The organism is Eubacteriales bacterium mix99 (assembly GCA_038396605.1).
In the GTDB taxonomy this organism is placed as follows: domain Bacteria; phylum Bacillota; class Clostridia; order Caldicoprobacterales; family DTU083; genus UBA4874.
The window spans coordinates 940,224-963,250 of sequence record CP121690.1 but is presented as its reverse complement, the minus strand read 5'-3'; the positions used below and the strand labels follow the sequence as shown (position 1 = coordinate 963,250).

The following is a 23,027-nucleotide window of genomic DNA, read 5'->3' as shown; positions in this document are numbered from 1 at the left end:
ATTTGTTTTTTCATCACCGGGAGGATCCTTCTGCAATGGTCTGCCATTTCCCAGTACGGTATTCTGAAAAGGAGATAATGAAATTCACCAGCCATCCAATGGGTACGGCAGTCCAGATCATGGCGATTCCAAACCGTGGTGCCATAGTGACGGCAAAGGTGACACGAATTGCCAGATTGACAAAATTGGCAATCGTAAACATCTTCATATCCCCGGCGCCCCGCAGGACACCGTCTGTGACCATCTTCAGGCCAATGATCGTGAAAAACCATCCCATGAATTTCAGATAATTCGATCCGGTCCGCAGAGCAACCTGTGTTCCGTCGCTTCCCAGAAAAGAACTTGTGATTCCGGTATAGGAGGACTCCAGCACAACGCAGATCACAACAGCAAATGCCGCAACCAGAAGATTTGCAGCCCGATACCCTTTTTGGACACGATCCAGTCGATTTGCGCCAATGTTCTGCGCTGCATAGGAAGAAATGGCATTTCCAATAGCCGTCATTGGAACCACGCAGATGCTTTCAATCCGCATTGCAGCGGAAAAGCCTGCCAGCATTTTCGGCCCAAAGCTGTTCACGACCGACTGCACCAGCATCATGCCGATGGAGACGGTGGATTGCTGTAAAATCGAGGGAAGCGCAATCCGGGACATGTCTTTCAGCTCTTCCCAGCTGAAGACTTTCGGCTTTGGCTTTTTCCCTTCTTTCGTCCGGTTCCCGGTGGATTCCCCCGCCTCTTCCGGAGCATCGTCCCCGGTGCTTTCGTCCGTGTACCTTGATAAAGTGCGGAGAAACAGGAAAAGGGAAACGACAGCGGAAATCCCCTGCGCGATCAGGGTAGCCCAGGCAACCCCTGCAACGCCCATATGAAGGGACGTTACCATATATACGTCCAGAAAGATATTCAGGACGGATGAGAAAATCAATAAATACAATGGAGTGCGGGAGCGTCCAATGGCGTTGAACATGGCAGAAAGTACATTATAAATAAACAAAAACGGAAGGCCGATAAAGTAGATGTTCAGATAGACCGTTGCCATATCCAGTATCGAGGCCGGGGTCCGTAAAAGCTGCATGATCTTTCTGCCGGTCAGCAAGCCGAACGCACCCAGTAAAACAGCTATACCCAAAAACGCCAGCAGGGCAGTATAGGCGGACCGTTTCATTTTCCGATAGTTTCTGGCGCCGAAATAGCGGCTGGCAAGAACGGAAGCTCCCACACCGCCTCCCATAGCAATGCAGATAAACACATTTGTCAGGGAATAACATGCCCCCACTGCAGCCAGGGCATTCTCGCTGACATAACGTCCGACTACCATGGAATCCACCATGGTATAGAACTGCTGAAAGATATTTCCGATAATCATTGGCAATGAAAAAACAAACAAAGCCTTCAGTGGCTTATCATGTATCAAATACTCCTTGTCCATTCTTCGTCTCCCTCTGGATCTTTACAAATCAATTTTCATTGGTTCCCGGGCACTTTTTATTGCTTCCTGTTGTTCTCTGCCCTTTCTCTTCTTTCAGGCTTTTTTCAAATTCCCGTAAAAAATCCGCCAGAAAGTTTATCTGATCCGGTTTGGCTTCCTTCAGAACTTTACCAATTATCGCATCGTAATGCTCATGTGCCTTTTTATGATGCTCCACTGCAATAATTCCTTTAAATCCCCTAATGCATAGTGTTGCTTTTCTGTTGTTCGTATGATATGCTTTCGTCATACGGAAATGCAGGAGGGATAGAATGGAACGGGCGAAATCACGCAGGAAAACGCCATGGGAAGGGACTGAAAACATGACTGCGACACAGAAATTTTTGCAGGGACGCTACATTGCCAGCTACGAAAGCCGCCATCAGAAGGTTGCCGATAGTTGCGAAGCCGAGATGATTAATTCCCACATCCCCGCTAAATGCCCATACTGCGGGGCGGAAGGCTTTAAGAAGAGCGGCCATACGCGCAGCGGGGTGCAACGCTATATGTGCATCTGCGGCAAAACCTTCCTGCCCACTACGGGCACGATTTTCGATGAACACCGGATCCCAATCAGCGAATGGACTGACTACTGCTTAAATTTATTCCACCACGTAAGCATCACCGCTGACTCCTGGAACAACAAAAACGCATTCAGAACGTCCAGATACTGGCTTCAGAAGCTCTTCTTGACGCTCGAAGGGGTGCAGGACGGGGTCGTCCTGTCGGGCGACATCTGGCTCGACGAAACCTTCTATTCCGTCCGGGCGGAAGACATGGTGCGGAAGGACAACGGCGACAAGCTGAGAGGGCTGTCTATGAACCAGCTCTGCATTGGCGTTGCCACAGACAAGAAAAACAGTGTGGTTCTGCTGGAGGGCACGGGCAAACCTTCGCAAAAGAGGACATTTGAGGCATTCGGGGAACATATCAGACAAGGGTCGCTCTTAATCCATGACGGCGACACCTCGCACAGCCGCCTGATTAAGAAGCTTTCGCTGAAAAGCGTAGTGCATCCTTCTAAATCCTTAAAAGGGATGCCTGACAATGTGAACCCTATGAATCCGGTCAACCGCGTTCACGCCATACTTAAAAACTTCCTGAATTCTCACAGCGGCTTCAAACGCGAGGACATACAAGGATATCTGAACTTGTTTGCGTTTGTCACAAACCCGCCAGCCGAATTGTTGGAAAAAGTAGAGCGTGTGATAAATTTGGGATTTCAAAATCCCAGATTGCTAAGGTATAGAGAATTCTATGCTACTAATACTGATGTTGAAACGTAATCAAGCAACACTATGCATTAGGGGATTTATTCCTTTTATGGTTAACCGCAGCACAACCATTTTCTCATTCTCCGGGCTGGCTTTCTTCACAATCATTTCTTTTCGTTCCAGCCTTTTGGCAGTTTGCGATGCCGCTCCGCGCGTCACCTCCAGAAGGCGTGCAAGGCCGGAGATGTGCAGGGCAGGATGGTCTGCGATACATTGGAGCATATGGATCTCCGAGTGATAAAGTTCTGTACCGGTACCGAATGTCGTTGCCCGGTTGTCTGTTTCATAAAACTCGCTGATTACGTCCAGCAGAAGCTCACTGATGCTCAAAACGTCACCCCCAGGTATTTGCCGGTCAGTGAATCAATCCATTCAATGAATCAGTATCATGAATAGTCAATTCAATGAATTGGTATCATGGATCGGTTCATTCAATGAATCGATATCATGAATGGTTCATTCAATGAATCGATCAATGATCCCATTGTATAGCTGCTATACATAATTGTCAATGCTGTGCTGCAGGTTATTTGGGAAGGACCTGTCCATTGGACCATCCGATAGGGACGGGAAGCATGACAGACAGCAGGCAGTATTTTATGGTCGGTTGTCCAATGCAATTGACGAAGCAATGTGTTTCGGATATTATGTGGTTAAACGTTGATTTGCTGAAAAGGGAGTGTGAGCGGATCGTGCAGCAGATTTTACTGGTGGAGGATGACAGTACTATTATTATGGGGCTTTCCTATGCTCTGCGGGAAGAAGGCTACGAAGTAACGACCTGCCGGGATACCGCTTCTGCGAAGAAGAAAATCAAATTACAGGATTTTGATCTGGCCATTCTGGATGTGTCCCTTCCGGATGGAAATGGTTATGACCTCTGCAGGGAGATCAAAAAGGTTTCGGATACCCCCATTATTTTTCTTACCGTATTCAATGAGGAGTCCAATGTTGTAAAGGGCCTGGATATGGGCGCCGATGATTATATTGCCAAACCTTTCCGCCTGCGGGAGCTTTTATCCCGGGTCCGCACTGTACTGCGCCGTGCAGGAGGGGACGAAAGGGACATCATTCGTATGAACGGGCTTACCATTGATACGGGTAAGGGCATCGTGATGAAAAATGGTACGGAAATCCCCCTGACTGCTTTGGAATATCGGCTGCTGCAGACGTTTGCCGCAAACCGGGGACAGCTTCTTACCCGCAGACAGCTGCTGGAAGAGATCTGGGATGCAGGCGGGGACTTTGTAAATGACAATACGCTTACGGTATACATCAAACGACTGCGGGAAAAGATTGAGGAGGATCCTCAGCATCCCGTGCTGCTTCAGACGGTTCGCGGGATGGGGTACCGGATGGGAGACTAGCAGAACGCAATTCATGCCACTGTGGAGGTGGTCGGAAAGAGGCGGAGAAAGATTTGATGAAATGGCTGCGAAACCGGGAAATCAGAAAATTGCTGTGCATTATGCTGCTCATTACGATGGCAGCCGTTGTTATCACCCATGCTTTTTTACCGATTGCAGCTGTGGCAGCCGGAGCCGGCTGTCTGCTGCTGGACATCCTTTTTTTGATATTTGTCCGGAGACAATACCGGCTGCTCTCCGCGCTGGGGGATTATCTGAGGCGGGTGAACGACGGGGAATATGCACTGGAGCTTCCGGATAACGAGGAAGGCGAACTGTCCATCCTGAAAAGCGAAATTTACAAGGTGACAGTGTCCCTGAATGAGAGAAGCGAACAACTGAAGAGGGACAAGCTGCAGTTGGCGGATGCCCTGTCCGATATCTCCCATCAGTTCAAGACGCCGCTGACTTCCATGTCCGTCATGACGGAGTTATTGGAGGACAGTAATCTGGATGAGAGCCGGCGAAACGAATTTACAGCACAGCTGCAGCTGCAGCTGAAACGCCTGACATGGCTAACCAATGCGCTGCTTACGATTTCCCGGCTGGATGCGGAATCGGTTTCCTTCCGGTCCACCCCTGTTCCGCTTTCCCGCCTGATTGAAAAAGCTTTTTATCCGATACGGATCTCCATGGAGCTAAAGGAGCAGACCGTTTCCGTTCAGGCAGGGAAAGGGACCCTGTCCTGTGATGAAAACTGGACGGCGGAAGCGCTGACCAACATTCTGAAGAACTGTACGGAGCATACACCGGTGGGTGGCGAAATCCATGTTTTCGCTTCTTCCAATGTTCTGTTTACGGAAATCAAGGTCCGGGACAGTGGTCCGGGAATCGACAAAGCGGATCTGCCTTATCTTTTCGACCGCTTTTATAAAGGAAAAAGCTCCGCCGACAACAGTGTGGGGATTGGGCTGGCCATGGCAAAATCCATTGTGCAGGCACAGGGCGGCACCCTGGGCGCCAAAAATGCCTTGGAGGGCGGAGCGGAATTCATTCTGCGTTTTCCGAAGAAGTAGGCTTCAAAAGTCAGAAATATTTTGGAGTATGATGGGATATTTTATAGCAGCGATACGACTGGAAGCAGGTTTCTAAAAATCAAAAACATTTTGGATAGTCACCGGATTGTCACATGCAGGTTTTAAAATAATGTCAGATCCCATGGGGAGAAAAAAATAAGCGCAGACTGCAGAAGATGATTTTGTATCGGAAAACTGCTTTGCGTGGGGAGGTAAATTATTTTGGAAATCCTTCGGGTGGAAAACCTGACAAAAACATATGGACGCGGGGAAGCAAAGGTCCGTGCCCTGGATAATGTGAGCTTTACGGTGAACAAAGGCGAATTTGTCGCCATTATTGGTCCGTCCGGATCCGGCAAATCCACACTACTTCATATTCTGGGCGGCGTGGATCGGCCTACTTCGGGGAAAGTATTTCTCGAAGGCACCGATATTTATCAGCTGGATGAAACCAAGCTGGCCATTTTCCGGAGACGGCAGGTGGGATTGATTTATCAGTTCTACAATCTCATTCCGGTATTGGATGTGGAGGAGAACATCACGCTGCCCCTGCTGCTGGATGGAAGAAAGCCGGATAAAAAGAGGCTTACTGAGATGCTGAGTACCCTGAATATCAGCGATCGTGTCCATCATCTGCCCAATCAGCTTTCCGGCGGTCAGCAGCAGCGCGTGTCCATTGGCCGGGCCCTGATCAACAATCCGGCTCTGATGCTGGCGGATGAGCCCACCGGAAATCTGGACAGTGCCAACAGCGCGGATATTGTGCATCTGCTGCGTATGTCCAATGAAAAGTATTATCAGACCCTGATTCTGATCACCCATGATACGAACATTGCGCTTCAGGCGGATCGTGTCATTTCCATTGAAGATGGACGTATTGCCAGTGACGAGGTGATCCGGAAATGAATGTAATGAGCCGTTTTACCCTTCGCAGCATGAAGTCCAACAGGAAATGGACTGTGGTGACCATTATCGGGATCATTCTATCCACTGCCATGATCGCTGCGGTATCCACCTTCTGCTCTTCTTTTTTGGATACCATGCGCAGGGAAACTATGGCGGATACCGGAAACTGGCATGCCAGAGTCTCCGATGTACGGGTGGAAGACATACCTGCTTTTGAGAAAGCCAGGTTCAAGCCGGAAATTTCCCTCGGACAGGATGTGGGATATGCACAGCTGAAGAATGGAAAAAATGAAGACAAACCTTATTTGTTTGTGGAAAAATTCAGCGATGACAGCTATAAAAATACGCCGGTGAAATTATTGGAAGGGCGTATGCCGCAAAACGACGGGGAGCTTGTGCTGCCGGAGCATCTGAAGACCAACGGCGGTGTGGAGTACCATGTGGGGGACACCGTTTCCTTCCAGATTGGAAAGCGTAAGAGTTCGGATGCTTCGAATGGGGGCGTCCTGGACCAGTCCGTTCCCTATCAGAGCCAATCGGATCAGGAAAAGGGAGAAAGCCCGTACGAAACTTTCGTTCCGGAACAGACCCGCACATATGTAGTGGCAGGGATCATGGAACGACCCGGGTTTGAGCCCATTTCTGCCCCGGGGTATACTTCCATTACCCGTCTGGACAAGGAGGCGCTGCGTCCGGAGGACAAAGTCACCGTTACCCTGACGGCAGGAAGGCTGAGTCGCAGCTTTTTCCATGATGTGGGAAAAATTGTGAAAAGCATTGGCCTGGATGATACTCATGTGAAATATAACAGGGAGCTTTTGCGTTACAGTGGCATCGTTGCAAATGACTCTGCGCAGAATGCGATATATGGGTTCGCTTCGATATTCCTGATCATTATTATGGTGGCTTCCGTATCGCTTATTTACAACGCATTTGCCATTTCCATCTCCGAGCGGGTCAGTCAGCTGGGAATGCTGGCCAGTGTAGGCGCCACAAAGCAGCAGAAGCGCCGCAGTGTCTATTTTGAAGGATTCCTCCTTGGCGTTGTCGGGATTCCCCTGGGGATTTTTGCCGGGATTGCCGGCATCGGCATTACCCTTTCCGCCATCCGGCCGCTGTTGAACAGCTTTTCCAACTTTTCCTCCGAAGCCGGACTTGCGCTGCATGTATCCCTTCCGTCCATTGTGGCAGCTGCCGTATTGGCCGCTTTGACCATCTTTGTTTCGGTGTGGGTTCCTGCCCGGCGGGCATCGAAGATTATGCCTATTGATGCGATCCGCCAGACCAAAGAGGTGCATTTGACCCGCAAATCGGTAAAGACATCCCGGCTGACCCACGCTCTGTTTGGTTTTGAAGGGGAAATCGCCTTGAAGAATTTGAAGCGCAGCCGGAAAAAATACCGTTCCACTGTGATATCGCTTACCATCAGTCTGGTGCTGTTTCTGACGGTTTCCTATTATGCAGAAGCTCTGGGAAGAAGCGGAGGCTATATGCAAACCGGCGTAAATTATGATCTGATGGTATCCTATAGTAGTGCAGGGCAGGGAATCCAACAGATCAATCAGGAAATTGCTGCTCTGAAGGACGTAAAGGAAACCACTCAGATGAAAGAAACCGTCGGTTCCTACCCAATAAAGGATGCAAAGCTTTCGAAGCTGGTGCATCGGGTTTATGATAAGGATGAAATCAAGGATTTCAGGATCAAGCTTGCCTGTCTGGATGATGAGAGCTTTGACCGGTATACTGCTGAATTGGGCGTGGACCCTGGGGAATATCGGGATCCGGAGCATCCGCGGATGATTCTGATCAATTATGGGCAGACCTATGTCAATGGAAAACGTACCGGAGGGGAGCTTCTGGATATGAAACCGGGGGATTTCCTGCACTTTTCCCCTGAGGATGAGGATTTGGAAGATGGGAGCGAAGGAAATCACAAAGTGGAGATGGAGATTGGGCTGCTGACCGACCAAAGACCCATGGGCATTCTTATTTCTCCTCTGCTGGAAGTGGAAGGAGTGGTCAGCAATACGGTCTTTGACAGCCTGCCGGATGAGTTCAAGGATCTGGATTCCGAAGGCCATATCAGCTATCAGCAGCTATTCCTGACCTGTGACAAGGAGAATGCCGACAAAGTGGATGCACAGATCCGGGAAAAGACCCAGGGATTCTCGAGCAGGGCCTATATTTATAACGTCGCTACTGAGGCACAGAGCGAACGGAATCTACTTATCGTACTTCGTGTTTTCATCTACGGGTTTATCACTCTGATCAGCCTTATCTGCATCGCCAATATTTTCAACACCGTCACCACCAACATTGCTCTGCGGCGGCACGAATTTGCCATGCTGCGCTCGGTTGGCATGACCCCACGGAGCTTCAACAGGATGATCCGGTTTGAAAGTATCTTTTACGGGCTGAAATCGCTGATGTTTGGGTTGCCAATCAGTATCGGAATTTCCTTTTTCCTGCACAGGATGGAGGAAGATGTGTATGAGGTTGGCTTTGCCCTGCCATGGAAGAGCTATTTGGCAGCGATCGTTCTGATCTTTGTCATTGTGGGAGTCACCATGTTGTATTCCACTTCAAAGGTCAAGAAAGAGAATATTATCGATGCCTTGAAAGAGGATAATTTATGATGGGCTGTTTCTCCCTCCCGGTGAGACAGGAAACAAGGGAAAGAAAACAAAACAGGTAAAAAAAGCCATGACATACTATTCACAGAGAGTAATAGACATCAGGACGAAAGGATATTGCTTGCAGCTAGTGATTTAGCTTCAGCTTCCTTGTTTTTTATACCGGGATTTTTTATTTTTTTATTTTGATTTTTTGGAGGAGCATTCCCTGCAGTAGCCATATACGACGATATGATGGCCTACTACATGGAAATCCTCCTCTTCAATTTTTGGAACGAAGTTTCCCATGGGACAGTTGTCCATGGGCAGAATTTTGCGGCAGCCCAGACAGATGGCGTAATGTTTGTGCCGGGATCGGTTCAGCTCATACAATGCCATTTCATTATCCATCATGGAAATTTTCAGGACGATGCCTTCTTTCTCAAAAAGGTCCAGAATCCGGTATATGGTGGACATCCAGACGGTGCCGCCGTCCTTTTCAATCTCGGTGCTGATGTCCATGGCGCTCAGGGGCTCTTCCGCATGCTCCAATACGGAGAGCACCTTCTGCCGGGGCCTGGTTCGTTTCAGGCCGGATGGCCATTTGATGTTTTGTTCTTTCATTTCTATCACAGCAGGGCTTGTCTCCCATCGTTCCCATTAAGGGGATGGGGATCCGCCCTTCTCCTTTCGTACGTTTTTCCTTCTTATTTCCGATTTGCAGCAGCCGGCACGGTGCGGCGGGCAAATCTTTTGATCAACAGCAGGGCCACCAGGCAAAGGACTCCGATCAGGACAATGGTGCCTCCGGGCTTGAGCCGCAGGTAATAGGACAGAAATAATCCGGCTATGGTAAAGGAAACGGCAAAAAGAATGGAGTACACCACCGTCTGCTTATAGCTTTTTCCCACCTGCATGCCGCAGGCCACCGGCACCACCATCAGGGAGGAAACGATCAGGGCCCCTACCGTCCGTGCGGCAATGGAAACGGTAACGGCAGTCAGGATTGTGAAGATAAAGTTGATCGATTTTACCGGAATGCCGGCCAGCCGAGCAGACTGTTCGTCCAGGGCGATGTAGAACAGCTCTTTGTACAGCAGCAGAAAGGTAAGCAGCACAGCGCAGCTGATGCAGACAACCAGGATCATTTCAAAATCACTGATGGCCACAATGCTTCCGAATAAAAAGCTGTTGAAATTGGCGGCGTTTTTGACAAAACCGGATAATACCCCTGCAAGGCCGATGCCTGCCGACATGATGATGGCAATGGACATCTCGGAAAACTTCGGGATTCGTTTACGGATGGCCTCAATACCCAATGCCGCAGCGATACATGTGACCACAGCACCCAAAATGGGGTTGATGCCCATGACCAGACCGGCAGCGACCCCGGCCAGCGAGGTATGGGACAGGGCGTCCCCCATCATGGAAAGACGCTTTAATACGACAATAATTCCGATGCAGGGGACTATGACGGCAAGCAGGATCCCTGCCAGAAAAGCCCGCCGCATGAAGTCATATTCCAGAATTGCCATGATCCGGCCTCCTTTGGTGCTTGTGTTTTTGGGAAAGCTCTTTTTCAATCTGGGCCTTCTTCAGCTCGATAAGGGTTCCTTCTTCCAGGCACAGGACCCTGGACACATGGTTTTCGGCCCGGGCGATATCGTGGGTCACCATGACAATGGTGAGCCCGGCTTCCTCGTTGCATTCCGACAGCAGTTCAAAAAAGGACTGGACGGAACGGGCATCGACTCCATTGGTTGGTTCATCCAGCAGCATGATTTCCGGATCGTTTACCAGAACCCGTGCCAACAGCACCCTCTGCTGCTGCCCGCCGGAAAGCTCCCCGATCTTTCTCCCGGCGTAATCCTTCATTCCCACCAGTTCCAGTGCGTGAAGCGTTTTTTCCCGATGCTCTTTCTTTGGGAAACGCATCAGGCCGATCCGGGAAAACAAATTGGCCTGCACAATCTCCTGGACAGTGGCGGGGAAGCCGGCTCCGGATCCCAGTCCATTCTGTGGAAGATAGCCGATCTTCGGCCAGTCCCGGAACTGACGGATGTCCTGGCCCAACAGACGGAGATCTCCCGAAGACGGTGCCAGCTCTCCTAGTATCAGCCGCAGCAGAGTGCTCTTTCCGGCTCCGTTGGAACCGATGATGGCGATAAAATCCCCCGGACGGACGGAGAAGCTGACTCCTTCAAAGATCGGTGTGCTTTCATATCCAAAGCTTAAGTTTTTTGCTTCGATGACGTTTCTGCCGGACATTTCTCCTCCCCTTCTTCCTTCCATCCCTTTTACCAGCCGGACTTTTTCTTCTTCCATCCCTTTTCCTGTAAATCTCCTTTTACTGCAAATCTTCTTATTCCTGCAAAACTCCTTATTTCTGCAAATCTTCTTATTCCTGCGACTCTCCTAACTCCTGCAAATCCTCCTTAGGGGGATTTTCTACTGCAGGGCTTTTTTCAGGGCCCTGGCATTCTGACGCATGACGGAAAAGTAATCATCGCCCGAAGCCAGCTGTTTCTCGCTAAGACCTTCGATGGGGTTCAGCACAGCGATCTTTGCGCCAACGGCGTCGGCTATGGTTTCGGATACCTTTGGACTGACCAGTTCCTCAAAAAAGATCACCTTTACGCCATATTTCCGTGCCAGTTCAATGATCTCGGCCATTCTTGCCGGGTCCGGCTCCGAATCGGGCACCAGACCTTCCACACCGATTTGATGGAGCCCGTAGGCTTCACAAAGATATCCGAAAGCCTGGTGGGCCACGACGATGTCCTTTTTTGGCAGGGCGGAAAAGGTATCCTTCAGCTCCCTGTCCAGCTGATCCGTTTCTCCGGCGTATTTGGCGTAATTGGCTTCATAATAGCTTTTATTTCCGGGATCTGCCTTCACAAACCCGTTTTTTATGTTTTCCATTTCTTTTTTGGCATACTGAGGATTCAGCCAGACATGAGGATCTGATGATGGATTGTTTCCCTTTTTCTTTTCTGAGCTTTGGCCCTTCAGGAGGGGAACATCCTTGGAAGCCTCCACCGGGATCAGATTCCTGTTTTGGAGGGAGGCCAGCACACCTTTTGCCCAGCCCTCCAGGCCGGCACCATTGTAGACAAACACATCGGCTTTTTCCAATGTCACGATATCGGAAGCGGCAGGCTCCCAGTCGTGGGGCTCCGTCCCGGCCGGCACCATGTTGGTGACAAGAACTTTACCACCGCCGATCTTTCGGGCAAAATCATACATGGGATAAAAGCTGGCACAGACTGACAGCTTCCCGTTCTGCAACTTATGTCCGCCCTTTCCCGGAGTGGAAGGATTCCGGGACGAACCACATCCGGTAAAAAGCAGAAGGATCAGGCATCCCGTTAGCAGGATTTTTCGGAATTGTTTCATCTGCGGCAGACCTCTTTTCTTCTTTCTCATTTAACATGACCATTGCCTGTTTCAATATTCGCAGATCATGACCATGGCTTGTATCAATATTCGCAGATCATGATCCAAATGCACATGGTTCGCATTCGCATTTATTATAATCCTGCGTTTTGGGAAAGTCAAGAAAGGAGGGAAATATCTGCCCCGACAAGGGTAATCTGCCGGACTCGGCTGTTCAGGAAGGAGACTCCAAGCCTGATGGACAGTGCCGGAGCCACATCAACTTCGGTTTCGGCAGGAAACCGATTCCCTGCGGACAAGACGGACGTCCAGGGTTACATTTTCAGAAGGGGCAGCCGGGTCCTGAATGTGACGGAACAGAAGATCTGTTGCTGCTTTGGCCTTTTTGGGGAAGCTCTGGCTTATGGTGGTCAGTCTGGGCGTCACGTAGCCTGCGATGGACAGATCGTCAAAGCCGATAATGGAGTAATCCCTGGGGGCGATCCGATTTCGGTCCCGGAGAAGATCCATCAGTGTGACCGCAAGCAAGTCTGCGGATGTGAATATGGCGATATGCTCTTCTTCAAATTCACATATGGTATCCACGATATCCAATATGGAATCCCTGGTATCCCTGGCCTCCAGGATATGAGAGCGGTCCAAAGAGTAACCCGCCTTTTCCAGGGTTTCGCGAAAGCCCCTGAACCTGCCCCGTACGACCCCGGAGGCAAGCGGCCATCCGACGAAGGCGAAGTCTTTATGACCGTTGTCAAGCAGGTATTGGGCAGCCAGTTCTCCGCCTTTGTAATCGTCCACCCCGACATTGGTAATCTGCCGGACCCGGCTATAACTGTCGGTAAATATCAGGGGGATATGGTTATCCTGCATGATCTTCTGGATTTCTCCGTCAAAGGTACCCACGAAAATAGCTCCTTCCACATTCCAAGCCCGGAGCCGCTGAGTGATATCACCATATTGATCCGTGAAATGAAGCATCAGATAATAGCCCTGCTTCTGGATCAGCGGCACGATTTCCCCGACCATGGTGGCATTGTATGGGTTGGCCAGCTCATTTTGGCGGCCCCGGACAATGAGGGAAACAATGTGGGACGATTTGGAGGACAACGAGCGGGCGGTGGAGTTGGGAACATAATGTTTTTCCTTTATGATAGCCTGTATCTTTTTTATGTTTTCCAGCGACACCTTGGAGAAATTGCCGTTTACCACCCGGGAGACGGTCATAACACTGACGCCTGCTTCCCGGGCAATATCTTTTAGAGTAACCATAAGCCCCTCCTTTCTGCTGCAGCTTTCAGCGATGATAGGGACAGTGATGAAAAAATATCTTTCAATAGAATGCTCCTTTGTGTTTTGGGATAACGATAAACCCAAGTAAATCATTATATTATGTCATATTTCTATTATAAAGACTTATTTGGATAAAAGGCAAGCTTTATTTTCAGTAATCCATGTTATGAAACATAAAATATTTTTGGGTATTTCTCTTGACATATCAAAAATGATTTGGTATATTACAATTGTACTGGTGTTAACGATAACAGTAGAGATCGTTAGCGGTTTTCCGGTTTCCTATGTATGCTGTCTGGCTTTTGATTTTTATTTGATCGATAGGGAAGCAGTAGGGGAAAAGAGGGGGCTGCGGGATGAATTCGGCAAATACACAACAACCTATAAGAGGGAAGATGCAGCATCTGTGGCGACGGACCCGCCGCAACCTGGGACTGTATCTTCTTTTACTGCCAGCGGTCATATTGCTTATATGCTTTGCATACAAGCCCATGTACGGGGTTATCATAGCCTTTAAGGATTTCAGGCCGGCTACGGGCATTACAGGAAGTCCCTGGGCGGATCCATGGCATAAGTATTTTACAAAGTTCTTCAAGTCCTTTCAGTTTGACACTACCATTCGCAATACGCTTGTCATCAATCTTTACAGTCTGGCTGCGGGTTTTCCACTGCCTATTTTACTGGCTCTTATCGTCAATCAGATGAAGGGCAACTGGTTCCGGAAAAGTTTTCAGACCATTACCTATCTGCCTCATTTTATCTCCACCGTTGTTATGGTTGGGATTATCATACTGTTTCTTTCCCCCGGCAGCGGTTTGATTGGAAATACCTATCGTCTGTTCGGGAAGGAGGCTCCAAATCTGATGGGCAGCGCCGGAGCCTTTTCCAGTGTATATGTATGGTCGGATATCTGGCAGAATTTCGGCTGGGACAGCATTATTTATATTGCGGCTTTGTCTTCCGTGGATCCGAGTCTGTATGAGGCGGCAACAGTAGACGGTGCCAGCAAGCGGCAGAAGATGTGGCACATCGATGTTCCCATGCTGATTCCCACGGCTGTTATTCTTCTCATAATGAGAGTTGGCGGCTTGATGGGCCTGGGCTTTGAAAAGGTTTATCTCATGCAGAATGACATGAATCTGAAGACCAGTGAAGTAATCTCCACCTATGTTTATAAAATGGGTATTCTCAGCGCCCAGTACAGTTACTCGGCTGCCATCAATATGTTCAATACGATTATTAACTTTATATTGTTGTTCGCCGTCAATCAGATTTCCAGGAGATTCAGTGAAAACAGTCTGTGGTAGGAAAGGGGAAAAGGCATGGTTATCCGGACTTCCGTAGAAAGGCCTGCCAGGATCCGCCGGAGTCAATCGGATCTTGTATTCAATCTTTTTATATATGGCTTTGCAATCCTTACTCTTGTTATTGTACTTTATCCTTTGTATTTTGTGGTCATTGCTTCTTTCAGCAGTCCCAATGCTGTTTCAGCGGGAAAGGTCTGGTTTTATCCGGTGGGATTTACCCTGGACGGATACAGAGAGCTGCTGAAGCATGCGGATATCTGGATCGGATATCGAAATACCATCGCCTACACCCTTATGGGGACCCTGATTGGGATCGCAGTCAATATTCCGGCTGCTTATGCCCTGTCCCGCAAGGATCTGGCAGGCCGGGGGTTCTTTACCTTTCTGTTCGTGTTTACCATGTTTTTCAGCGGAGGACTCATCCCCACCTACCTTACCGTGCAGGATTTTCATTTGTACGATACCTTCTGGGTAATGGTTCTGCCTTTTTCCGTATCCGTTTACAATATCATTGTAGCCCGTACTTTCTTCAGCACCAGCATTCCATCGGATTTATGGGATGCTGCCCAGATTGACGGATGCGGGAATATCCGATATTTCTTTCAAATCGTGATTCCCCTTTCCAAGGCAGTGATTGCAGTGATTGGTCTGTGGACGGCAGTATGGCACTGGAATTCCTATTTCAACGCCCTGATTTATCTGAAGGATCCGAATCTCTATCCCCTGCAGCTTATTCTGAGGGATATTCTGATTACCAATAATATGCAGAGCGCCATGGGGACGGGCGAGGCGGCACAGATTGCCCTTCGGAAAGCTGCGCTTATGCGTTATGCGGTTATCATTGTTTCCACGGTTCCCATTATGGTGTTCTATCCTTTTGTCCAAAAATATTTCAACCAGGGGGTTATGATCGGAGCCGTGAAAGGCTAGCGCTCCATTATATATTTCGGAAGCGGTTCTGTGGACTGCTTCTCATAAAAGGAACAAGGAGGTATTTCAAAAATGAAAGCCATTTTCAAAAGAGCTGCCGGCCTTTTGCTGACAGCAGTCCTGATTGTCTCATTGGTATCCGGATGCGGAAGCGGCGGCAATGACAGGAAAGCCGGGAAAGATACTGGAAAAACTGCAGAGGGAACTTCTGAAAAGGAAAGCTTCAGCAAGGAAGGACTGCCGATTACCAGGGAGCCTGTTACCTTGACGGTGCTGACGACCCGTTGGGGAAGTATGGGCGATTCCTTCACCCAAAATCAATGGCTCAGGGATCTGGAGAAGGAAACCAATGTCAAACCAAAATGGCAGGTTCAATCTTTAAACGACTGGGGAGAGCAGAAATCCATTCTTCTGGCCAGTCACGAATTGCCGGATGTGATTCTTGGCAGTGAAACATTCAATGATGCTGACATTATCAATAATACGGATCTGTTTCGGGACCTGACGGATCTGATTGACCAGTACATGCCCAATCTGAAGGCAGCAATGAAGGTCGTTCCTACTTTTGAGACCATTGTTACCTTTCCGGACGGAAAGATCTATTCCCTGCCAAAGAATCTTCCTTCCCGCCCCCAGACCCGTAATCAGCCGATTATCAACAAAAAGTGGCTGGACAACCTGAATCTGAAGGAACCTTCCACCATTGAAGAGCTTACCGACGTTCTCCGCGCCTTTAAAACAAAGGATGCCAATGGAAACGGAGATCCGGATGACGAGTTCCCCATATGCGGAGCAAAGGGCCTTCCCATGGATTTATTGAATCCGTTTGGAATTACCGATTTGAGCAACAGTCATATGATGGTTCAGGAAGATGGCAGCCTGGTGTATTATCCGACCGCGGATAACTACAAGGAAGGAATTAAGTGGCTTAATACTCTCTTTCAGGAAGGCATTATCGATCCGGAATCCTTCACGCAGGATGAGACCATGCAGAACGGCAAACGCCAGAATGAAGCGGCTTCCCTGGTAGGGCTTGATTATGCCTGGACCCCGGATGCATTTTTCGGGAAATGGTCTCCGGAATATATTGCATTGCCCCCGATAAAGGGCCCGGATGGAAAGCAATATGCAGAAGGGGATCCGAATGGTGTTTACAGCATCATGCGGAATGAGGCAGAAATCACGGCATCCTGCAAAACACCTGAGATTGCGGCACGCTGGCTGGATCAGTTCTATGACGGGGAAGCCAGCATCCAGAATTTCTGGGGCGCGGTCGGTACAGTAATCAACAGGAACGATGACGGAACCTATACCCTGAATGATCCGCCGGAGGGGACCAGCGCAGATGCCTGGTACTGGGATCAGAGCCTGCGGGATTTCGGCCCCAAGTATGTAAGCCCCGAATTTCAGGACAAGATCAAATTATCCCCGGAAAGCGGCGATGGTCTGAAAGTGGAACTTTCGAAACTGGGAGATCCTTTTATCACCACACCTTATCCTTCCGTCATGTTTACTGCTGAGGAAACGGAAGCTTTGGCCACCTATCGAACGGATATCGATAAGTTTGTGAGTACTACCCGGGCAGAGTGGATCACCAAAGGCGGCATTGACAAAGGCTGGGACGATTATGTCAGGCAGCTGGAGGATATGGGCCTGAAAGATATGATCAAAATTTACGAAGATGCGTATGATCGCTATCAGAAAATAAGTAAGTAAGCGAGGAAATGAAATCCATATAAGGCCTTTGGATACCTGAAGTTTTAGAAAGTCTCCTGGACGTTCACTCCAGGGGGCTTTTCATAATGGTATTGTCCGGCGGGCGCACGCCCTGGTCCAACTTTGCCATCACCTGTGAGGCGTTTATCTTCCTTTCAATGAGGCCGGTGTCGTACATCCAGTTAATGTTGGCCTGCCAGTTTTCTGCGGTTTGGCTCAGGAAGGGAGAGTAATCCGTTTCCATCGGTGGCAGCAGTGTTTGGCAGGATTTTTTCTCCACAGTGGGAGACAAAGGAAAATTCTCCTCGTTCTGATGGTCCAACAAAATTTGCAGGCAGGCTTCCGGGTCCTCCTGAAAATCCGCAAAACCTCTGGCAGAGGCCCGCAGGAAACCCGTCAGCACCTCTGGCTCGGTTTCAATCATTTTGTCGCCGGCCAGGAACACGGTCTCATAGTAATCTGGAATGCCGTATTCGTTGACCATAAAGTAGTTTACATGGAAGCCCTCTTCTTCCATCTGGGGGACCTCATGATTCACAAGGCAGCCAACAGTGGCGTCCACATTGCCGGTAGTCATGGAATTCATCAGATCGAAACCCACGTTCATCATCTTCACGCTGGAAAAATTCGCGCCGTCAGCCTTCATCATGGTCCGTACCAGAGCTTCGCTGAGGTTCGTGCCGGCATAACCTACAGCCCTGCCCGTGAGATCCCTGGGGCTGTGGATGTTCTTTTCTGCCAGAGACAGGATGATGTTCAGGGGCGACTGCACCACAGCGCCAATAGACTTTACACCGATACCCTGGTTGGCAACCGCCTGAATGATATCATGCTCATAATACATGCCGATCTCCGCCTTTCCCGCGGCCACAAGGGACAGAGCATCGTTTTCATTGGCAGGGAACTGAATCTTCACATCCAGTCCTTCCTCCTTGAAGTAACCCCGCTCAATGGCGGTGTAGAGAAAGGTATGCAGGGCGTTGGGGTACCAATCCAGTACCACGTTGATCTTCCGAAGGGTTTTCCTGTTCCCGGCGCCTTTTTGTTGGGCACAGCCGGTCAGCATGGTAAGTAACATTATCGCTGGCAGAAGCAGCGCGGTCCTCTTTTTCATGAGCAGTTTATCCTCCTTCTTATTGGCCGCGCCAGGTTATGATGCGCTTTTCAATGATACTGATCACCGCCACAAGAATCATGGCCACTACAGACAGCAGCAGAATGGGTGCAAAGACCCCGGCTCCGTCCAGCTGTGTCATCATCCGGCGACTGAAATAACCAAGGCCGCTCTGGGCGCCCAGCCACTCTCCTATGGCCGCTCCGATAACAGACAGAGGCACCGCCATTTTGATGGCGGAAAAAAAGTTGGGAAGGGCTGCCGGAAGCTTCAGCTTCCGAAAAATCTACCGTTTGTCGGCTTCGAAGGTAAAGAGCAGCTCCATCATCTCCGTCTTCACCGACCGGAATCCGTCAAACATTGTGATGGTGATGGGGAAAAAGGTCATCAGTACGGTTACCAGCACCTTGCTCCATAGGCTGTAGCCGGACCACAGCACAAACAATGGCGCAAGGGCTGTGGTTGGAATGGTCTGGGAAGCGATGATCAGCGGGTATAGCGCCTTTTCCGCAGCCGGGTGCCCATCCATTAAAACGGCAAGCCCAAGTCCGAGAACAACGGAAATCACAAGGCCAACGCCTACCACCGCCATGGTTGCGGGCAGATGCACGCAAAAGAGGGGAACCCGCAACTCCCACAGCCGCAGAACCACTTGCACGGGACCTGGTAGAATATAGGCCGCGTCCATACCCATGGCAACAATTTGCCAGAGCATAAGAAGTGCCAGCACCAGCATTGCGGCCGGGAGGTTGCCCTGATTGGATTGTCTCATGATACTTTCCTCCTGAGCATGGCAATCAGCTGTTCTTTTTGCACCAGCATCTCTGACTGCTGCAGGGTTTCCGGCGTCCGGGGGTACCCGGCGGGAATCCGAAAGGAGCGCAGCTGGGTGATGGGCGCTCCTTCCGCAGCCAGCACCCGGTTGGAGAGGAACAGCGCCTCCTCCACATCATGGGTGACAAAGAGAACCGTCTTACGCTCCCGCTCCCATTGCTCCAACAGCCACTCCCGCATGGTCAGGCGGGTCAGATAGTCCAGCGCCGAAAACGGTTCGTCCAACAGGAGAAGGTTGGAACCGGTGAGCAACGTCCGGGCAAAGGCTGCCCGCTGGCGCATACCGCCGGAGAGCTCTTTGGGAAATTTTCTTCCCTGGCCCTCCAGGCCGACAGCCGCCAGCGCCTGCTCTGCACGTTGGTTCATCTCGGATTCGGAAAAGGCGCCCTGAATTTCCAGCGGCAGCCGAACGTTCTTCACCACGGTGCGCCAGGGGAGCAGCATATCCTGCTGGGGCATATAGCCGCAGTAATGCTTTTGGCTGTCTATGGGCATTCCCTCCACCAGAATTCTGCCGCTTTTTGGATCCTGCAGCCGGTTCACCAGACGAAAAATAGTGCTCTTTCCGCAGCCGGAAGGGCCGATGATGGATACAAACTCTCCATCGTCCACATGGAAGGAAAGGTGGTCGATGATGGAGAAGTCCTCCTCCTTATATTGAAAGGTTACATTTTTAAAGGTCAGCATGGTTATTTCCTCATTTCCCAGGCCATATCCCAGAAAGTCTGTTCATACCGGGAACAGGTGATAAAGATTTCCTCCAGATGCCGAAGCTGCTTTTCGGAATCGTCTGCCGTCAGCCGCCCGGTCGCATCGATCAGCTTTCGGTTGGCCTGCGCATAACCGGGGTCTGCATAGCCGCGTATCCACTCGCCATAAAAGGGATGATCCGCGCAGGCAGGACGGTCCTCCACCATCTTCCCGGCAATGGCTTCGTAGCTCAGGGCACAGGATAGTATGGCCGCGGCAATTTCACCCGGGCCTCCTTCATAGGCTACCCGGAGCATATAGGAGGTGTAGGAAAGGTTGTCCAAAGCTATGGGAGCCTGTTCCGCCTCTTCGGGAGAGATGCCAAGCCGCCGCATATAGTCCTTATGGATGTCCATTTCTCCATTCAGGATCTGGGATATATAGCCGGCAAACAGGCGCATGGTTTGCCTGTCACGCGCTTTGGATACGCCTATGGCGAAGACCCTGGCATAATCAAACAGATACAGATAGTCCTGCACCATGTAATATTGAAACTTTTTCTGGTCCAGGGTGCCATCGGCGATTCCCCGGACAAAGGGATGGGCATGGCAGGCCGCCCATAGTTCTTTTGATGCGTCAAGCAGACGCTGCGTTATTCTCATGGTATACAAACTCTCCAGTTTACTATTTTTTTATGGCAAAAAAACAGGAGACACCGTTGCGGTGTCTCCGAAAGAATCAAAGGAATCAGATATGACTCCCTACGGCGGCATTATCCGCATCAGGTTCCAGGGTCGAAGTCTGATGACTTCCTCTCAGCCTGCAATACAAGCTCCCCACTTTCAGATGATTATATCGCTGTGGTTTAAGAAATGCAAGATTGGGGACGGATAACTCTCGGATAAGGGGAGTGGAGTACTTATCTGAGAATCCAACACCGGAAGAAATTATGGAGAAAGCAGCCAAAATGACTGGAACCAACCCCAAAACAGGAAAACAAATTATGGACTCTGGCTGGAAGGAAATTCATTGAATATGATTATGTGATTCCTCTGAGTCAATATTTTGGCGCTGTGGAGTGTACCGGACGATTCGATCATCCGGCTGATCTGAAGTGGTCCTTAAACAGCGATGAGTTTATAGCCACTATGCAGTGGATTGTGGATGCCTGCCAATACGTACCGGATGCAGCCACAACCGGTAAGGGCGCAGAAAAATTTGGGAAGAAGGATAATGACATAGCGATTGCAATGGATAACAATGGTGTGGCTATTATGAATGAATACTATAACACAAAGGACGAATCTTTATTGGAACGTTATCAGCCAACGATGCATGTAGGAACAGACGGAGGCAACTGGACCCCTGTAGATGGCATGGGTATTTGCTCCCATTTGTCTGGAAAGGATGCAAAGCAGGCATGGGAAATACTGAAATATATGTGTGGTCCGGAAACGAAGGAATGGGATTACAGGAACTATGGTCCTAAGGCGATTGGTCACTTGATCAGTAAAGATCTGTATGATCCAAAGGATAAGTTTCTTGCCAAAAATTCGGAGGTCATGGCAAAAGCAATCCATCCTGGCTATGAGATCAATCCTTTTTACGGCTCCAATATGCAGCCTGCCTTTGCCAGCATGATCAGCAGATCCATTGCCGGGGAGAAGGTGCACGTTTCGAAAGAATTGAATGATCTCCAGGATAAAGCCGTCCAGTGGTCCAGGTCCAAAAAATAAACTTGAACTATTTCGCCTTTTTCTGTATCATGTGTATTGATTTGAATCTATCCATTTTGGAGAAACAATTTGGAGGAAGGAAAGGAACAGATATCAAAAGTCCAGGACAGAATCGCAAACAGAAACAGGAGGATACGAAATGAAAAAATTGGCGATCATCGGTTGTGGAGGAATCGGCGGATATCATCTCAGTCATTTCCTCGGGTTTTCGGACATTGAATTGGCAGGCTTTTGTGATTTGATTCCCCAGCGGGCGGAAAGTTTTGTGAAACAGGCAAACAGCGGGAAGGCATTTACAGATTTCAGAGAGATGTATGATGCGGTTCAGCCCGACATGGTCTTTATCTGCGTTCCGCCTGCCTGCCATGGGGATATTGAGATGGAGACCATAAGACGGAGGATTCCCTTTTTTGTGGAAAAGCCGTTATCCCTGGATCTGGATCTGGCCAGGCAGATCCGTGATGAAGTGAAAAAGGCGGGCTTGATCACGGCATCAGGATTCCAGTGCCGTTACAGCAATCTGGTAAAGCCAAATGTCCGGTTTATAAAGGACAACGAGGTCACATTCATTGACTGCATTCGGATAGGCGGTGTGCCGGAGACTCCATGGTGGAAGGAGAAGTCCCTTTCCGGCGGGCAGATCGTAGAGCAGACCATTCATCAGTTTGATATCATCCGCTATGTGTTTGATGAGCCGGAAATGGTATTTACTCTTGGAACCAGGGGCTTTGTGAAGGGGATTGACGGATATGATACCGATGATCTTTCCACAACGGTGGTAAGGTTCCATAGTGGTGCTCTGGCAACCATCTCCACAGGATGCTATGCGAAAAGCGGGGAGGCGGCAGACAGCAAGGTCGTCTTCAGTGCGAAGGATGGCAGGGCTGAGCTTCGTATTTTGAATGATCTGAAGCTATTCGGCTGCAGGGACAGCAGCGGGGATTCAGCGAAGGAGGATAAAGGATCCAAAGAGCTGGTGGTCCAGGGAGACGGTACGATGACTTCTTCCGGGTCCGGCGGGATTGTTTTCAAACAGGAAGGCGATGCCGGCATTTTATGCGATCGTACCTTTATTGATGCGGCTATCACAGGGGATGGTTCCCGGATTCGTTCGCCCTATGAGGATGCCCTGCGTTCCCTGGAGTTTACCCTTGCCTGCAATCAGTCCATGGAAACTGGACTTCCGGTAAAGATTGAAAACAAATAGCTTTTGAAACAGGGGCATTGTTTGATAGGAATGTCCCTGTTTTTTTAAGGATTTAAATGTATAAATTATGATTATTATCAAAATATTAGCACGTTATTCTTCCTTTTTTCTGCCTGACCTTCCCT

General features: G+C 49.6%; 21 protein-coding genes, 1 pseudogene and 1 riboswitch. Of the genes and pseudogenes, 10 read left to right on the top strand and 12 right to left on the bottom strand.

The genetic code is table 11. The features are described from left to right. Nucleotides 1–13: 13 nt before the first annotated feature. Together QBE55_03940 and QBE55_03935 are read right to left on the bottom strand one after the other, a co-directional pair. Nucleotides 14–1,432 carry an MATE family efflux transporter gene (locus QBE55_03940; GenBank protein WZL79322.1) on the bottom strand — a complete coding sequence of 473 codons (1,419 nt, stop codon included), beginning with the start codon at nt 1,430–1,432 and terminating at the stop codon, nt 14–16. A gap of 28 nt (nt 1,433–1,460) precedes the next feature. Further along, nucleotides 1,461–1,649 carry a hypothetical protein gene (locus tag QBE55_03935; GenBank protein WZL79321.1) on the bottom strand — a complete coding sequence of 63 codons (189 nt, stop codon included), beginning with the start codon at nt 1,647–1,649 and terminating at the stop codon, nt 1,461–1,463. 94 nt (nt 1,650–1,743) lie between these two features. Here QBE55_03935 and QBE55_03930 point away from each other — a divergent pair, with 94 nt between their 5' ends. Then, complete coding sequence (locus QBE55_03930; GenBank protein ID WZL79320.1) at nt 1,744–2,757, top strand: transposase; 1,014 nt, start codon at nt 1,744–1,746, stop codon at nt 2,755–2,757. Here the strand turns inward: QBE55_03930 and QBE55_03925 are convergent, their stop codons facing one another. Beyond that, nucleotides 2,758–3,075, bottom strand: a complete 318-nt coding sequence (locus QBE55_03925; GenBank protein ID WZL79319.1) for a MarR family transcriptional regulator — start codon at nt 3,073–3,075, stop codon at nt 2,758–2,760. Between the two features lie 317 nt (nt 3,076–3,392). Here QBE55_03925 and QBE55_03920 point away from each other — a divergent pair, with 317 nt between their 5' ends. The 4 genes from QBE55_03920 to QBE55_03905 all read left to right on the top strand — a co-directional run bounded on the left by QBE55_03920 (nt 3,393) and on the right by QBE55_03905 (nt 8,709). Next, on the top strand, nt 3,393–4,112 hold the full coding sequence (locus QBE55_03920) for a response regulator transcription factor (protein WZL79860.1): 720 nt from the start codon (nt 3,393–3,395) through the stop codon (nt 4,110–4,112). Nucleotides 4,113–4,168: 56 nt separating this feature from the next. Further along, nucleotides 4,169–5,167 (top strand): HAMP domain-containing sensor histidine kinase, encoded by a 999-nt coding sequence (locus tag QBE55_03915; protein ID WZL79318.1) that lies wholly within the window; start codon nt 4,169–4,171, stop codon nt 5,165–5,167. Between the two features lie 222 nt (nt 5,168–5,389). Next, nucleotides 5,390–6,073 carry an ABC transporter ATP-binding protein gene (locus QBE55_03910; GenBank protein WZL79317.1) on the top strand — a complete coding sequence of 228 codons (684 nt, stop codon included), beginning with the start codon at nt 5,390–5,392 and terminating at the stop codon, nt 6,071–6,073. Beyond that, on the top strand, nt 6,070–8,709 hold the full coding sequence (locus QBE55_03905) for an FtsX-like permease family protein (GenBank protein WZL79316.1): 2,640 nt from the start codon (nt 6,070–6,072) through the stop codon (nt 8,707–8,709). The genes QBE55_03910 and QBE55_03905 overlap by 4 nt, the downstream gene beginning before the upstream one ends. A 177-nt stretch (nt 8,710–8,886) precedes the next feature. Here the strand turns inward: QBE55_03905 and QBE55_03900 are convergent, their stop codons facing one another. The 5 genes from QBE55_03900 to QBE55_03880 all read right to left on the bottom strand — a co-directional run bounded on the left by QBE55_03900 (nt 8,887) and on the right by QBE55_03880 (nt 13,347). Next, entirely contained in the window at nt 8,887–9,309 is a 423-nt protein-coding gene (locus QBE55_03900; protein ID WZL79859.1) for a transcriptional repressor, read from the bottom strand. Nucleotides 9,310–9,392: 83 nt separating this feature from the next. Next, nucleotides 9,393–10,220 (bottom strand): metal ABC transporter permease, encoded by an 828-nt coding sequence (locus QBE55_03895; GenBank protein ID WZL79315.1) that lies wholly within the window; start codon nt 10,218–10,220, stop codon nt 9,393–9,395. Further along, on the bottom strand, nt 10,201–11,010 hold the full coding sequence (locus tag QBE55_03890; GenBank protein ID WZL79314.1) for a metal ABC transporter ATP-binding protein: 810 nt from the start codon (nt 11,008–11,010) through the stop codon (nt 10,201–10,203). Before QBE55_03890 ends, QBE55_03895 begins: the two co-directional genes overlap by 20 nt. Nucleotides 11,011–11,133: 123 nt before the next feature. Continuing rightward, complete coding sequence (locus QBE55_03885; GenBank protein WZL79313.1) at nt 11,134–12,081, bottom strand: metal ABC transporter substrate-binding protein; 948 nt, start codon at nt 12,079–12,081, stop codon at nt 11,134–11,136. 258 nt (nt 12,082–12,339) lie between these two features. Continuing rightward, nucleotides 12,340–13,347, bottom strand: coding sequence for a LacI family DNA-binding transcriptional regulator (locus QBE55_03880; GenBank protein WZL79312.1), 1,008 nt, complete (start codon nt 13,345–13,347; stop codon nt 12,340–12,342). Nucleotides 13,348–13,724: 377 nt separating this feature from the next. Between QBE55_03880 and QBE55_03875 the strand changes: the two genes are divergently transcribed. The 3 genes from QBE55_03875 (at nt 13,725) to QBE55_03865 (ending at nt 17,321) form a co-directional block, all read left to right on the top strand. Beyond that, complete coding sequence (locus QBE55_03875; GenBank protein WZL79311.1) at nt 13,725–14,675, top strand: ABC transporter permease subunit; 951 nt, start codon at nt 13,725–13,727, stop codon at nt 14,673–14,675. A gap of 15 nt (nt 14,676–14,690) precedes the next feature. Next, nucleotides 14,691–15,605: a carbohydrate ABC transporter permease gene (locus QBE55_03870; protein WZL79310.1), complete on the top strand. Its 915-nt coding sequence runs from the start codon at nt 14,691–14,693 to the stop codon at nt 15,603–15,605. 72 nt (nt 15,606–15,677) lie between these two features. Beyond that, entirely contained in the window at nt 15,678–17,321 is a 1,644-nt protein-coding gene (locus tag QBE55_03865; GenBank protein ID WZL79309.1) for an extracellular solute-binding protein, read from the top strand. Nucleotides 17,322–17,385: 64 nt separating this feature from the next. Here the strand turns inward: QBE55_03865 and QBE55_03860 are convergent, their stop codons facing one another. The 4 genes and pseudogenes from QBE55_03860 to tenA all read right to left on the bottom strand — a co-directional run bounded on the left by QBE55_03860 (nt 17,386) and on the right by tenA (nt 20,621). Then, complete coding sequence (locus QBE55_03860; protein WZL79308.1) at nt 17,386–18,435, bottom strand: ABC transporter substrate-binding protein; 1,050 nt, start codon at nt 18,433–18,435, stop codon at nt 17,386–17,388. 19 nt (nt 18,436–18,454) lie between these two features. After that, a pseudogene (locus tag QBE55_03855) lies at nt 18,455–19,207 on the bottom strand (ABC transporter permease). After that, complete coding sequence (locus QBE55_03850) at nt 19,204–19,956, bottom strand: ABC transporter ATP-binding protein (GenBank protein WZL79307.1); 753 nt, start codon at nt 19,954–19,956, stop codon at nt 19,204–19,206. The pseudogene QBE55_03855 and the gene QBE55_03850 overlap by 4 nt, the downstream one beginning before the upstream one ends. A gap of 2 nt (nt 19,957–19,958) precedes the next feature. Further along, the gene (gene tenA / locus QBE55_03845) at nt 19,959–20,621 is read right to left on the bottom strand and encodes a thiaminase II (GenBank protein WZL79306.1); all 663 of its coding nucleotides are present in this window, start codon (nt 20,619–20,621) and stop codon (nt 19,959–19,961) included. Nucleotides 20,622–20,699: 78 nt separating this feature from the next. Continuing rightward, nucleotides 20,700–20,807, bottom strand: a riboswitch (TPP riboswitch). Nucleotides 20,808–21,002: 195 nt separating this feature from the next. Here tenA and QBE55_03840 point away from each other — a divergent pair. After that, the gene (locus QBE55_03840; GenBank protein ID WZL79305.1) at nt 21,003–21,695 is read left to right on the top strand and encodes a hypothetical protein; all 693 of its coding nucleotides are present in this window, start codon (nt 21,003–21,005) and stop codon (nt 21,693–21,695) included. A gap of 139 nt (nt 21,696–21,834) precedes the next feature. Next, nucleotides 21,835–22,902 carry a Gfo/Idh/MocA family oxidoreductase gene (locus QBE55_03835; GenBank protein WZL79304.1) on the top strand — a complete coding sequence of 356 codons (1,068 nt, stop codon included), beginning with the start codon at nt 21,835–21,837 and terminating at the stop codon, nt 22,900–22,902. Nucleotides 22,903–23,027: the final 125 nt, after the last annotated feature.